12 protein-coding genes, 1 tRNA gene and 1 riboswitch are annotated in these 12,322 nt (G+C 69.3%); of the genes, 8 read left to right on the forward strand and 5 right to left on the reverse strand.

Annotated features, from left to right (window positions below; genetic code table 11):
• The first annotated feature begins 97 nt into the window (after positions 1 to 97).
• Both PSH25_RS00860 and PSH25_RS00865 read left to right on the forward strand, forming a co-directional pair.
• The gene (locus tag PSH25_RS00860) at positions 98 to 526 is read left to right on the forward strand and encodes a hypothetical protein (protein WP_238657108.1); all 429 of its coding nucleotides are present in this window, start codon (positions 98 to 100) and stop codon (positions 524 to 526) included.
• Positions 527 to 704: 178 nt separating this feature from the next.
• The gene (locus PSH25_RS00865; RefSeq protein WP_238657109.1) at positions 705 to 1,349 is read left to right on the forward strand and encodes a dihydrofolate reductase family protein; all 645 of its coding nucleotides are present in this window, start codon (positions 705 to 707) and stop codon (positions 1,347 to 1,349) included.
• 14 nt (positions 1,350 to 1,363) lie between these two features.
• On the opposite strand, the gene PSH25_RS00870 is transcribed toward PSH25_RS00865, so the two are convergent.
• Positions 1,364 to 1,705: a VOC family protein gene (locus PSH25_RS00870; protein ID WP_238657110.1), complete on the reverse strand. Its 342-nt coding sequence runs from the start codon at positions 1,703 to 1,705 to the stop codon at positions 1,364 to 1,366.
• A 186-nt stretch (positions 1,706 to 1,891) separates the two neighbouring features.
• Here PSH25_RS00870 and PSH25_RS00875 point away from each other — a divergent pair, with 186 nt between their 5' ends.
• The 4 genes from PSH25_RS00875 to PSH25_RS00890 all read left to right on the forward strand — a co-directional run bounded on the left by PSH25_RS00875 (position 1,892) and on the right by PSH25_RS00890 (position 4,813).
• Positions 1,892 to 2,647: a hypothetical protein gene (locus PSH25_RS00875; protein WP_238657111.1), complete on the forward strand. Its 756-nt coding sequence runs from the start codon at positions 1,892 to 1,894 to the stop codon at positions 2,645 to 2,647.
• Positions 2,644 to 2,997, forward strand: a complete 354-nt coding sequence (locus PSH25_RS00880) for a transcriptional regulator (protein WP_238657112.1) — start codon at positions 2,644 to 2,646, stop codon at positions 2,995 to 2,997. The genes PSH25_RS00875 and PSH25_RS00880 overlap by 4 nt, the downstream gene beginning before the upstream one ends.
• A gap of 125 nt (positions 2,998 to 3,122) precedes the next feature.
• Positions 3,123 to 4,067 carry an ATP-binding cassette domain-containing protein gene (locus PSH25_RS00885; RefSeq protein WP_238657113.1) on the forward strand — a complete coding sequence of 315 codons (945 nt, stop codon included), beginning with the start codon at positions 3,123 to 3,125 and terminating at the stop codon, positions 4,065 to 4,067.
• On the forward strand, positions 4,064 to 4,813 hold the full coding sequence (locus PSH25_RS00890) for an ABC transporter permease (protein WP_238657114.1): 750 nt from the start codon (positions 4,064 to 4,066) through the stop codon (positions 4,811 to 4,813). Before PSH25_RS00885 ends, PSH25_RS00890 begins: the two co-directional genes overlap by 4 nt.
• Here the strand turns inward: PSH25_RS00890 and PSH25_RS00895 are convergent.
• A complete protein-coding gene (locus tag PSH25_RS00895; RefSeq protein WP_238657115.1) occupies positions 4,797 to 7,934 on the reverse strand; it encodes an ATP-binding protein in 3,138 nt (1,045 codons plus the stop codon). The two genes, PSH25_RS00890 and PSH25_RS00895, sit on opposite strands and share 17 nt — an antisense overlap.
• A gap of 222 nt (positions 7,935 to 8,156) precedes the next feature.
• Here PSH25_RS00895 and PSH25_RS00900 point away from each other — a divergent pair, with 222 nt between their 5' ends.
• Complete coding sequence (locus PSH25_RS00900) at positions 8,157 to 9,206, forward strand: LD-carboxypeptidase (RefSeq protein ID WP_274526815.1); 1,050 nt, start codon at positions 8,157 to 8,159, stop codon at positions 9,204 to 9,206.
• A gap of 78 nt (positions 9,207 to 9,284) precedes the next feature.
• Here the strand turns inward: PSH25_RS00900 and PSH25_RS00905 are convergent.
• Together PSH25_RS00905 and PSH25_RS00910 are read right to left on the reverse strand one after the other, a co-directional pair.
• Positions 9,285 to 9,358: transfer RNA gene (locus PSH25_RS00905), tRNA-Gly, on the reverse strand.
• Between the two features lie 253 nt (positions 9,359 to 9,611).
• A complete protein-coding gene (locus PSH25_RS00910) occupies positions 9,612 to 10,169 on the reverse strand; it encodes a pyridoxamine 5'-phosphate oxidase family protein (protein ID WP_238657116.1) in 558 nt (185 codons plus the stop codon).
• Between the two features lie 99 nt (positions 10,170 to 10,268).
• Between PSH25_RS00910 and dcd the strand changes: the two genes are divergently transcribed.
• Complete coding sequence (gene dcd, locus PSH25_RS00915; RefSeq protein WP_089018323.1) at positions 10,269 to 10,847, forward strand: dCTP deaminase; 579 nt, start codon at positions 10,269 to 10,271, stop codon at positions 10,845 to 10,847.
• Between the two features lie 113 nt (positions 10,848 to 10,960).
• Here the strand turns inward: dcd and PSH25_RS00920 are convergent, their stop codons facing one another.
• The gene (locus tag PSH25_RS00920; protein ID WP_238657117.1) at positions 10,961 to 11,938 is read right to left on the reverse strand and encodes a C40 family peptidase; all 978 of its coding nucleotides are present in this window, start codon (positions 11,936 to 11,938) and stop codon (positions 10,961 to 10,963) included.
• A gap of 76 nt (positions 11,939 to 12,014) precedes the next feature.
• Positions 12,015 to 12,151: riboswitch (cyclic di-AMP (ydaO/yuaA leader) on the reverse strand.
• Positions 12,152 to 12,322: the final 171 nt, after the last annotated feature.

Here is a 12,322-nt window from a genome sequence, read left to right on the forward strand (position 1 = left end):
CCCAGCATCACGCCCACGTCCGGGACGCCATCACCACCCGACCTTCCCGACCGGAAGTCGTAGATCCACCGCCGCTGCCAGCCCGTACCCTCCGGGGATGCCCACCGAAGCAGCCGCTGTCCGCGTGTCCCCGGATCGCCGGACGCGCCGGGTCCGCACGATCCGCACGGTGGCGCTGCTGGTCGGGGTGGTCGTTCCGTCCCTCATCGTCCGCGAGGTGGTCGAGGCCCGGTTCGGCCGCGGGCCGCTGGCTGACCTCAGCGCGGTCGCGGTGCCGATGGCGGCGACCGCGTGGCTCGCGCCGCACGCCTCCTACCGGCGACGCGACGCCCTGCTCTGGTTGGTCGGCCCGGGCATCTACGTGTTCACGGTGATCGCCTGGCGGGTGAGCCTCGCGCCCTACCGGGACTGGACCCCCCGCCCGGAAGAGAAGCCCCGGATGTGCTGGTCACGCGACCCGGAACACGTCGGGACGTGGCAACTGACCGACCATGCAGGTGACACGGGTCACACTTCGTCCCGGTAGGGGCAGCGCGTCCGGCTCCGACCCCTCGGTGAGCGGCACCCGGACGGGGTGTCGCCCAAGGAGAGGGCCAGGCGCGATGACCAAGGCCGCCCCGCTGGTGCTCGACGACCGGGCAGCGGATGCGCCCGACGGTAGGCGCGAACTGAGATCCGGCCCATCGAAGGAAGTAGGAGACACCATGCCGCAACTGTTGCGGGTGCAGTGCTTCAATGTTTCGCGCGACGGGTTCGGGACCGGAGAAGGGCAGAGCCTGGAGCGGCCCTTCGGTCACGCGGACCCCACCCCGTTCTTCTCCTGGCGTGCCGCCACCGCCAGCTTCGTGTATCGCACCGAGCCGGGCGGCACTCGTGGCCTGGACGACTACCTGACCCGCGACGCCGAGTGCAACATCGGCGCGGAGATCATGGGTCGCAACAAGTTCGGCCCGCAGCGTGGCCCCTGGGAGGACCACGAGTGGCAGGGATGGTGGGGTGACAACCCGCCCTTCCACACGCCGGTCTTCGTGCTCACCCACCACGAGCGCCCGTCGTTCACGCTGCCCGACACCACATTCCGCTTCCTCAACGCCAGCCCGGCAGAGGCGCTGGCCCAGGCGAAGGAGGCAGCCGCCGGTCGGGACGTACGCCTCGGTGGTGGGGTGGCGACCATCCGCGAGTTCATCGAGGCCGACCTGGTCGACACGATGCACATCGCCGTCGCGCCCGTCGACCTCGAGCGGGGCGAGCGTTTGTGGGACAGCCCCGACGAACTGCTCGACCGCTTCCACCTCGAGTCGGTGCCCAGCCCCAGCGGAGTCACCCATCTCCTGTTCTGGAGACGATGACCGCGCTCGGTCGTCTAGAGCCGGGACAGCACCAGCAACCGGTTGCCGTCGGGGTCGGTGACCCGCGCGGAGCGTTCACCCCAGGGCTGGTCGACCGGCTCCTCGGTGACCGTCGCGCCACCCGTGCGCAGCGCGCCCACGGCTGCGTCGCAGTCGTCGGCGTAGACGCACAACTCCCAGCGGTGCGAGTCGGCCGGCTCGCCAGCCTCCGGGTTGGCGGCCAGGCCGAGCTCGCTGCTGCCCAGTCGGAGGGCCACGAACTCCGGGACACCCTCGTCCGGGAACCGGTAGGTCAGCTCGAAGCCGACCACGTCCCGGTAAAACGCGATCAGTCGTGGCAGGTCAGGTGTCGTCACGATCGGAAAGGCTTCGGTGAACACGAACCACCTCCAAACCGGACCCTAGCCGGTGCCGAGGTTCCGCAGGAACCACCACGGTCGATCTCATCAGGTGTCGTCATCCCCTAGGAACTCTTGCGCAGAATGATTTGCGATGCAAACCTATTGGTAGTGCAGCGTCAGTGGAGCAGCCTGGAGGTCACCGTGTCGGACCGATCGAGCACCGCGCCGAACAGCGGTCACACCCCCGGAGAGCTGCTGGCGTCGGTGACCGCCCTCCAGCGGCGTACCCGGGCCGCCCGCAACGCCTACTGGTTGCCACTCCTGCTGTTCGGTCTCCTGATGGCGCTGGCCGCACCCCTGTACGTCGAGTCGGTCGACCCGCTCGCCATGCGCGTCGGGCAGGACAACCCCGCACTGACCGGCCTCGGTGGGGACTTCCTCGAACGCTCGGCGGCTCTCGGCTGGTACTGGCTGGTGGCGCTCATCGGCGGGTACCTGCTCAGCCTCGGGTGGTATCGGTGGCATGGTGTGCGGGTGGGCGTCCAGACACCGGCTCGGCCGTACGTCGTCGCCGGCATCGTGGGCACGATGGTCGGGCTCGTGCTGCCGATCGTGCTGCGGTACCTGTTGCTCAACACGGCGACGGTGATCTCGAACGGGACCAGTTGGGTGACAACACCGCTGCTGGGCATCTCCGACCGCGGCATGTTTCCGCATCTGGTCATCGCGGTGGGGCTACTGGTCCTGGCTCGACTGGAACGCAGCCGTGGCCTGACGGTCGTGGCGGCGGTCTACGCCGCGGCGGTCGTCCTCGTGAACATCTACTTCCAGACCGCGAACTTCCAGCCGGGGGACCTGAACCGCCACAGCTTCCTGGTGGCGGCCCTGCTGCCCGCACCGATCCTGCTCGTCGGCGGCGCCATCTCCCTCCTCAACCCGATCAAGAGGTCGGCGTGAGCAGTGCCGCAGAAGCCGCCGGCACCGGTAACGGCGGGCACCCGACGAACGGGCTCAGCGACACCGTCCACCAACGCAACCGGCTCGGCATCCTCACCATCGCGGCGGAGGCGGAGCGGGTGGAGGTCACCTACCTGCGCGACGCACTCGAACTCACCGCCGGCAACCTCTCCCGACACCTCGCCGTGCTTGAGGAGGCCGACCTGATCGAGATCGAAAAGGGCTACCACGGGCGCAGGCCCAAGACCTGGATCAGGATCACGGGCCAGGGGCAGGCCGCGCTGGCTGCCGAGATCAGCGCACTACGGGAACTCCTCCGACGCCACCAGGAGTTTCGGGCCGGCACCTGACGGCCGGCGCCTCCGGCGCGGATTCTGATCACCGTCGTGATCGCCGGCATCGCCGTCTACCGGTGTCAGTGGCCGTGTCAGGGCCGTGTCAGGGGGGTGACAGTCCGGCCGCCGATGGTAGTCGCATGACGAGTTCAGCGATTGCAGTCTCCGGGCTGCGGAAGGCCTACAAGGACAAGGTCGTGCTCGACGGCATCGACCTGGATGTCCCTGCCGGCACGATCTTCTCCCTGCTCGGTCCGAACGGGGCGGGTAAGACGACGACGGTGAACGTGCTGACCACGTTGGTGAAGGCCGACGGTGGGACCGTACGCATCGCAGGGCACGACGCCGCCACCGAGGCCAAGGCGGTACGCGCGGCGATCGGTGTCACCGGTCAGTTCGCGGCGGTGGACGAGTTGCTGACCGGCCGAGAGAACCTGCAGCTCATGGTCGATCTCAGCCAGGTGCCCGGCAAGGACGGCCGGCGGGTCGTCACGGAGTTGCTGGAGCGGTTCGACCTGGTGGAGTCGGCGCAGAAGCCGGTGTCGACCTATTCCGGTGGTATGCGCCGCAAGCTGGATCTGGCGATGACGCTCGTCGGCGACCCTCGGATCATCTTCCTCGACGAGCCGACGACGGGCCTGGACCCACGTAGCCGCCGCACGATGTGGTCGATCATCCGGGACCTGGTGGCCGACGGCGTGACGATCTTCCTCACCACCCAGTATCTGGAGGAGGCTGATCAACTCGCCGACCGGATCGCCGTACTCGACCAGGGGCGGCTGGTCGCCCAGGGCACGCCCGACGAGCTCAAGCGTCAGATCCCCGGCACTCACGTCCGGCTCCGGTTCACCACCGTCGCCGAACTCGACGCGGCCGCCCTGGTGCTCAACGACGCCACGCGGGACGACGAGGCACTCGCCCTGCGGGTCCCCGGTGATGGCGGCACGGCCTCGCTGCGGGCCCTGCTGGACCGGCTCGACGAGTACGCGATCAGCGCCGAAGGGTTTTCCGTGCAGACGCCCGACCTCGACGACGTTTTCCTCGCCCTGACGGGCAGCCGCACCCAGGAGGTTTCCGCGAAATGAGCACCAAGTCCCACGCGATCGTCATGTTGCGTCGCAACTTCAAGCACATCGCCCGCAACCCGACCTCGGTGTTCAACGCGGTCCTGATGCCGATCGTGATCATGTTGATGTTCGTCTACATGTTCGGCGACGCCTTCAACGTCGGTGTCGATTACATCGACTACGCGACTCCCGGGCTGATGCTGTTGGCGGTCTGCTACGGCCTGGGGGCCACCGCGACCGCGGTGAACTCCGACATGACCAAGGGCATCATCAACCGGTTCAAAGTCATGCACGTCTCCCGCGGTGCGGTGCTGACCGGTCACGTCGTCGCCAGCGTGCTGACCAACCTGGTCGCCATCGCGGCCCTCGTCGGGGTGGCCTTCCTGCTCGGATTCAGCCCGTCGGCGAGCCTCCTCGGCTGGCTCGGCGCGATCGGCATCATCGTGCTGCTCGGCTTCGCTGCCGGCTGGCTCACGGTCGCTCTGGGGCTTTCGGCGAAGTCTCCGGAAACGGCGGGGCTGGCCTCCGTACCGCTGGTCATGCTGCCGTTCTTCAGCAGCGCGATCGTGCCGGCGGACAAGATGGGGCCCGGGCTGCGGGAGTTCGCGGAATACCAACCCTTCACGCCGATCATCGAAACCCTGCGCGGGTTCCTCAACGGCACGCCGTCCACCGGTGACGTGATCCCCGCCCTCGTCTGGTGCGTCGGCATCGCTCTCGTCGGTTACCTGTGGGCACGGTCCACGTTCACGAAGCGAGCGTGACCGCGACCAACCGATTCCAGTCCGTCCGACTGCCTTCCCGCGCCGCCTCTGCGAATCTCACTTCGCCGAGGCGGCGCCGTACTTCCTGCTCGATCCGGGCCACATCCGGCTGGGAGTGATCCCGCCGTCCTCGCACCGCGGTGCTCGCGGCGAGCAGCCGCGCGGCCTGCTCACACTGGTCACGACGCAGCGCCAGGTCCGCGACTCCGACGAGGACCCGCGCGATCGAGGGTGCGTGCCCCGCCTCGGCTGCCGCCTCGCTGGCCAAGGAATGGTGTCTGCGCGCCTCACCGAGATCGTTCGCGACGTAACCGAGCAGGTCGTGTGTGATCGCGCGGATGTGCGCCTGCTTCGCTTCGTCGCGCAACAGGGTCGTCGCGACACCGATCTGCCGGGCCACCTCCTCGGCATCACCGCGCCAGCGAGCGAGTTCCGCCTGCGACAGCGCCAGTACGGCCAACGCACTCGGCCACGTGACCCGCGTCGCACATCGCCGCGCCTCGGCCACGGCAGCCGCGCTGGACTCCTCGTCGCCAAGCAACCAGTACAGCTGAGCCTGCCGGGACCGCATCCGGATGATGTCCTCGACGGTGCCGACCTCGGTGACGACCGCGATCGCCTCTTCGTAGTGCTCGCACGCACCGGCGAACTCACCGCGTACGGCGATCAGCTCCGCCAACTCGGTCAGGGCGAATGAGATCCCGAACCGTTCACCGAGTGCCCGGAACTCGGCGAGCGCCGCCCCGAGATGCGCGTCCACCTCCCGGCCGTCCTGGCCGAGAATGATCCGCATCTTGCCGAGCTGCAACCGGGCCAGTGCGCGTACCCAGGGATCCTCGTCGTCCAGCAGCGGTTCCCATGCGGACAGGATCGCGTCCGGGGCTCGCAACATGCGCTCCAGCGGGACGACGAGTGCCATCCCCGGGTGGCTGCCGTGACTGCGCCGGCTGAACTCGTACGCCTTGTGGATCCACTCCGCCGCCTGGTGTTCGTCGCCCGGTCCCGAGTTCACGAAGAGCACGACGAGCGCGTACACCGTGGCCCGGATCTCGTCGCTGACCTCACCAGGCGTCTCGGTGGCGGCCGTGATCAGTTCCATGCCCTCGGTTCGGTGGCCACCGAGCCACCAGTACCAGCCGGCGCTCGCGGCCAGCCGCATGACCGCGTGCGCTTCGCCGGCAGCGAGGGCACCGCGCATCGCGGAACCGATGTTGTCGTGCTCGACTTCGAGAGTGCCGAGCCATTTCACCTGGTCCGCGCGACGAAGCTGCGGCTCCGCGGTCGCGGTCAGTTCGGTGAAGTACGCCAGGTGCGCGTGGCGCGCCAGGTCCGATTCTCCCGCCTCGACGAGGCGGTGCGCGGCGTACTCCTTGATCGTGCCGAGCATCCGGTAGCGCGGCGCCTCGTCGCCCTCGGCGACCAACAGCGACTTCTCGGCCAGCGCGGTGACCAACTCGAGCACGTCGTCCTGCTCGACCTCGTCGCCGGCGCAGACCCGTTCGGCCGCTTCCAGGCTCACCCCGCCCGAAAACACCGAGAGCCGGCGCAGGACCGCCCGTTCGGCGTCGGTCAGCAGCTCCCAACTCCAGTCGACCACCGCGCGCAGCGTTCGGTGGCGGGGCAACGCGGTACGGCTGCCGCCGGTCAGCAGGCGGAACCGATCGTCGAGCCGCCTGGCGAGCTGGTCGATGGACATGGTGCGCAACCTGGCAGCGGCCAGTTCAATCGCCAGCGGCATCCCGTCCAGCGCTCGACAGATCCGCGCCATCGTCGACAACGTAAGGGCGTCGACCGCCAGATCCCTTCGCACCGCGCCCGCTCGATCCCGCAGCAACCGGACAGCCGGCGACGCTTCGATCTCGCTGGGGTCGGCGTCGACGTCCGGCAGGTCCAGCGGCGCGACCGGCCAGAGGGCCTCACCGGTGATGCCGAGCGGTTCCCTGCTCGTCGCGAGGATCCGCAGTCGCCGACACTCCCCGAGCAGCCGGTCAGCGAGCACCGCAGCCGACTCGATCACGTGCTCGCAGTTGTCCAGGATCAGCAACGCCTCCCGCTCGCGGATGGCGGCGACGAGACGGTCGACCAACTCCATGCTCGGTGCCTCGCCGAGCAGAGCGTCCCGGAGTCCGAGCCCCGCGAGCGTCGCCTGCACCACGTCACCGTCCGCGCCAATGGTGGCGAACTCGACCAACCAGGCGCCGTCCGGCAGGTCGTCGAGCATCCTGCGTGCCGTTTCCGTGGCCAGCCGGGTCTTCCCGGAACCACCCGGCCCGATCAGGGTCGTGAGCCGGTGTTCGGCGACGAGCGCGCCGACCTTGGCAACTGCCTCGTCCTTGCCGATGAAGCTGCTCAACTCGGCCCGGAGGTTGGTCTTCCGGTTCTCCGCGCGCCGTCGCACCTCGCCCCGCAGGAGCGCGACGTGCAACGCCGACAGTTCCGGCGAGGGATCGACGCCCAGCGCGTCGGCCAGGGCTTCGCTCGTGCGCTGATACACGAGCAGCGCCTCGTTGTCTCGGCCGCTCGCGGCGAGGGTCCGCATCAACGCGAGAACCAGCCGTTCCCGCACCGGGTAGGCGGCGACCAGATCGGTCAGCTCCGCGACCAACTCCGGACCGTGGCCGAGGTTGATCTCCACGTCGAAGCGATCCTCGAGGGCGGTCAGACGCAGCCTGTCGAGTCGGGTGACCGCCGCGTCGAGCGCAGAGCTGTCGGGCAAGCCGACATCCTGCATCGCCGCACCGCGCCACAGGTCGAGCGCCTCGCGCAGCCGCCGTACCCGCTGCGGGCCCTCGTCCTCGCGAGCTTGGCCGACGAGGCGTTCGAACCGAACGGCGTCGACGACGTCGGGTTCGACCACCAACCGGTAGCCGTCCGTCTGTCCCTCGATCGCCCCCTCCGGCAGCGCCTTCCGCAGCCGGGAGACCAGGCGGTGCAGGGCGTTCGCGGCGTCGGTGGGCGGGTGTTCGCCCCATATCCAGTCGACGAGGGTCCCCTTCGGGACCACGTGACCCGGGTTGAGTGCGAGAGCGGTCAACAGCCCGCGCAGCCGCGCACCCGGCACGTCAATGCAGGTGCCGTCGTCCCTGCGAACCTCGAATGGACCAAGCATCCCGACCTGCACCTGGCAGATCTTGCCACGAACATGAGAAGCATCCGTGTCGCCGATGCCCGCTCCGCCGACGGCTGTCGCCGCCGAAGTCCACCACGCCTTCCCGGGCCACTGCCACGTCGGCAGCTGACCGCGGTCTACCGACAACGGGTCGCGCGTGGGACCGCCGTGGTACTCCTGGAACCCGCCCCGAAATGAGATGCGTACGGACTGGCGTACCTGTTGGATCTCGACATGGAGCATGAGCTTGTTCGTCCTCGCAAGGCGCGCCCGGGGGACCGCCTCGCGGTCCTCTCGCCGTCCTTCGCCGCGGCCGGTGCCTATCCCGGGATCCACGAGCAGGCCATGCGACGGCTTGCCGACCTGACCGGCCTCGTTCCGGTCGAGTACCCCACCACCCGCCAGGTGGGCGCGAGCGCGGCGGCGCGGGCGGCGGACATCAATGCCGCCTTCGCGGATTCCCAGGTACGCGGCATTCTCGCCGTCGTCGGCGGCGACGACCAGATCACCGTCATCCCCCACCTGGACGCCGACCTGGCCCGAGCCGACCCGAAACCGTTCCTCGGCACCAGTGACAACACCAACCTGCACCACTGGCTCTGGGGCCTCGGCATCGCCAGCTTCTACGGCGGGTCCTCCCAGGTGCACCTCGGCCCCGGGCCCGCCGTCGACGACATTCACGTCCGGTCGTTGCGAGCGGCGTTACTCACCGGGGAGCGCCTGGAGATCACCGATCCGGGTGAGTCGGAGGATGTCGGCATCGACTGGGCAGACCCGCAGGCGTTGAAATCCTTTGGAGAGCGCGAACCGACGGAGCCGTGGAGCTGGTACGGGCCGCGCCGCGTAGTCACCGGCCGCACCTGGGGTGGCTGCCTGGAGGTCATCCAGTGGATCCTGACGGCGGGGCGTTTCGCGTTTCCCCCGGAGGCGCTGCGGGGTGGGGTGCTGATCATCGAGACGTCGGAGGAGCTTCTCCCCGCCCGTGAGGTCGGCTGGATCGTCCGATCACTCGGTGAACGCGGCCTCCTCAGCGCCGTCGACGCCGTCCTGGTCGCCCGTCCGCCGGTCTCCGACCACACCCGTCGACCCGCGGCCGCCGATCGGGCACGGCTACGCGAGCAGCAGCGGGACACGGTCGTCGACGTGGTGACCCGCTACAACCCCGAGGCGGTCGTCTGCGTCGGCGTCCCATTCGGCCACACCAGACCGCAGTGGATCCTGCCCCACGGCGGCCCGGTCACCGTCGACGGCGTGGAACGCCGAATCTTCGCCGACTACCGATAGGCGGGGTTCGCGGATCGTTTGACCGTCGAACATCGAAGGCCCTGGCTGGGACTCTCGTCCTGGCCAGGGCCTTCGCAGTGGAGCGGGTGACGGGAATCGAACCCGCACTGTCAGCTTGGGAAGCTGATGTTCTGCCATTGAACTACACCCGCAAGCGGCACCACTGTACCCGAGTCGTCGGGCCTCTGCACCCAGGTACCCCCGCCGGCCGCAGGTGTCCGCGGACCCCTCCGTCCGGGGTTGATCCACTCGGTTTCCTGGAAGTCGGGGCATCCGAGGCGCCGGGACCCCGCGACATCACTGAAACCGAGTTGATCATCGTGCGCCGCGGGCCGTGGGCCGAGGCGTACACCCGGGGCCGGCCCCGTCACGACGGGGCCGGCACCGATGGTCTTCTGGTCGTGGTCAGGCGGCAGTGCACTGGACGTCACGGCTGAGGCGGGTCGGGCGCGTCTGCGGGACGGTCAGCGGGGCGGCCACCGCCGACGGGGCGTTTGGGTCGAGCCAGACCCGGACGGCCGGCCGGCCCGGCGGGAGGCCCGGAATGCCCGCAATGTGCTGCTCACGGCGGGTGAGCATCGCCACGTCGACGGTGAACTCGAAGAGCCGCCAGTCGACCTGCGGCTCGGCCCGGGCGCTCTGCGCCAGGAGCGCCACCCGGACCGGATCGGTCACCGGACGGGCGCGCCCCGCCACGTACGCCTCGTCGTCGCTCTCCTCTGCGGGAAACGAGTGCAGCGCGTAGCGGCCGTCACGTTCGAGGTCGCGGCGCTTGGGCGAGTCGATGATGAAGCAGAACAGCCCCTCGGTGGTGATGACCGGGGAGACCGGATGGACGCGGGGCCCGCCGTCGGCGCGGACCGTGGCCAGATAGCCGAAGCCCGGCCCGTACTGCTGGAGGAGAACGCGGATCCCGTCGGCGAGTCGGGGCTCGTCGGCGGCGAATTCGGACCAGGAAGCCATGTGGGCATTCTATCGAACAAATGTACGAGCAGCGACCTCGACGCGCTGGTCACCGGCACCGAATCCGGCCACTTTTGGCCGCGCGGCTATGGTGGTCCGATGCTGCTCTCCGACCGCGACCTGGTCTCCGAGATCAAGGCCGGCACGCTGGGCCTGGAGCCGTTCGAGCCCACCCTGGTCCAACCGTCCAGCATCGACGTCCGACTCGACCGGCTGTTCCGGGTCTTCAACAACCACCTCTACACCCACATCGACCCCGCCATGCAGCAGGACGACCTGACGTCGGTGGTCGAGGTCCCCGACGGCGAGCCGTTCGTGCTGCACCCGGGGGAGTTCGTGCTGGCCTCGACGCTGGAGGTCATCTCGCTGGGCGACCAGCTCGCCGGCCGGCTGGAGGGCAAGAGCTCCCTGGGCCGGCTCGGGCTGCTCACGCACTCCACCGCCGGTTTCATCGACCCGGGCTTCTCCGGCCACGTGACGCTGGAACTCTCGAACGTGGCGAACCTGCCGATCACCCTGTGGCCGGGCATGAAGATCGGGCAGCTCTGCATCTTCCGGCTCTCCTCGCCGGCCGAGCACCCGTACGGCTCGGTGGTCTACGGCTCGCGCTACCAGGGTCAGCGGGGGCCGACGCCCAGCCGCGCCTGGCAGCACTGGCGCACCTGGCCCACCCGCTGAGGTAGATCCGCTGGAACCAGGACGACGCCCACCCGCTGAGGTCGATCCGCTGAGACCAGGACGACGAGGGCCCGCCGCGACGTGATCGCGACGGGCCCTCCAACCACCCGGGGTCAGCCTGGGCGGCCGTAGCTGTGGATCGGGCCGTCGTCGACCTTCTTCATCTTGACCGGTTGACCGGCCTGCGAGGCGTGCACCACCCAGCCCCCACCCACGTACATGCCGACGTGGTGGATGTCGCTGTAGTAGAAGACCAGGTCGCCGGGGCGCAGGTCGCCCCTGCTGACGTTCTTCGTGACGCGGCTCTGCGCGGCGGCGTTGTGCGGCAGCGACACGCCGGCCTTCGCCCAGGCGGCCAGCATGAGCCCGGAGCAGTCGTACGAGTTCGGGCCCTCGGCACCCCAGACGTAGGGCTTGCCGATCTGCGCGCACGCGAACTTGACCGCGGTGCCCGCGGCGCCACCGGGGTAGCTACCCGGGCAGGGCGCCGGGCGCAGCGGACCGCCACCGCCGTTGCCGTACACCTTGAGGCGCAGCTTCTGCAGGCGGTCGATCTCCTCGTTGATCTGCTTCTTCTTCGCCGCCAGCTGAACTTCGGCGCGGGTCAGCTGGGCCACCATCTCGTCCAGCGGCGCCTTCTGCGCGGCCAGCTGGTCGCGCAGGTCGGCCACCTGGCGTACGTCCTTCTGCTGGTTGTGCGCAAAGCGGTCGAGCATTTCCAGCTGGCCGACCACCTCGCTGGGCGACCGGCTGCCCAGCACCGCGTTGACGGTCGAGACGTTCTCGCCCTTGTAGGCGCGTACGGCCAGGGCGCTGACCTTGTCCATCGCGGCGTCGACCTGGCGCTCCAGCGGAGTGATCCGGGCGGCCAGCGCGTCGGCCTGCTTGCGCTTCGCCGCGAGGTCGGTGCGGGTGGCGTTGTGCCGTTCGATGATCGGTTCGAGTTTGTTCCAGTCGGCGTCGATCTGGCGCTCGATCTCGGCGACGGACGGGTCGGCGTGGGCCGCCGTGGCACTGCCGGCCAGGACGACAGCGATGCCGGCCAGCGCGGCGAGTGCGGTGGTGAAGCGGGACCAGCGTGGGCGCGGCACGATCGACGCCGGGCCGGCTGATGCCGACCGCTCGGACGACGGCCGCGGGGCATGGAGTGCCACCGGGGTTCCGTACTCCTTCTTCCTGACCGCCTACCGGGTTAGCTGACGGGTTCGGGCGGGAAGTCGGCGCCCTACCGCAGTGGTTGCGGATTCACCCCGAGGGACCTGGGTCCCCGGCTCTCTCGGGAAACGACTCGGCGGTGCCACCGCAGGCGCGGCTTCGCGCCATCATCGGTAACCGGCAGCGAGGTTACACGAGAGTCGACCGGGTGAGCTACGACTGGATCCCGCCCAAAAGCGTCATTTCGCTATAGCCTTGAGTGACCAGTAACTGGGTTCCGAGGATCGAAGACCGAACCGGTCACTCTGAGGCATGGAAGC

The organism is Micromonospora foliorum, assembly GCF_022229015.1.
GTDB lineage: Bacteria > Actinomycetota > Actinomycetes > Mycobacteriales > Micromonosporaceae > Micromonospora > Micromonospora foliorum.

Bases quoted from the DNA above. Each gene is read 5' to 3' on its own strand.
- PSH25_RS00860 (WP_238657108.1), top strand. From the start codon at position 98: ATGCCCACCGAAGCAGCCGCTGTCCGCGTGTCCCCGGATCGCCGGACG.
- PSH25_RS00865 (WP_238657109.1), top strand. From the start codon at position 705: ATGCCGCAACTGTTGCGGGTGCAGTGCTTCAATGTTTCGCGCGACGGG.
- PSH25_RS00885 (WP_238657113.1), top strand. From the start codon at position 3,123: ATGACGAGTTCAGCGATTGCAGTCTCCGGGCTGCGGAAGGCCTACAAG.
- PSH25_RS00890 (WP_238657114.1), top strand. From the start codon at position 4,064: ATGAGCACCAAGTCCCACGCGATCGTCATGTTGCGTCGCAACTTCAAG.
- PSH25_RS00900 (WP_274526815.1), top strand. From the start codon at position 8,157: ATGGAGCATGAGCTTGTTCGTCCTCGCAAGGCGCGCCCGGGGGACCGC.
- PSH25_RS00910 (WP_238657116.1), bottom strand. From the start codon at position 10,169: ATGGCTTCCTGGTCCGAATTCGCCGCCGACGAGCCCCGACTCGCCGAC.
- dcd (WP_089018323.1), top strand. From the start codon at position 10,269: ATGCTGCTCTCCGACCGCGACCTGGTCTCCGAGATCAAGGCCGGCACG.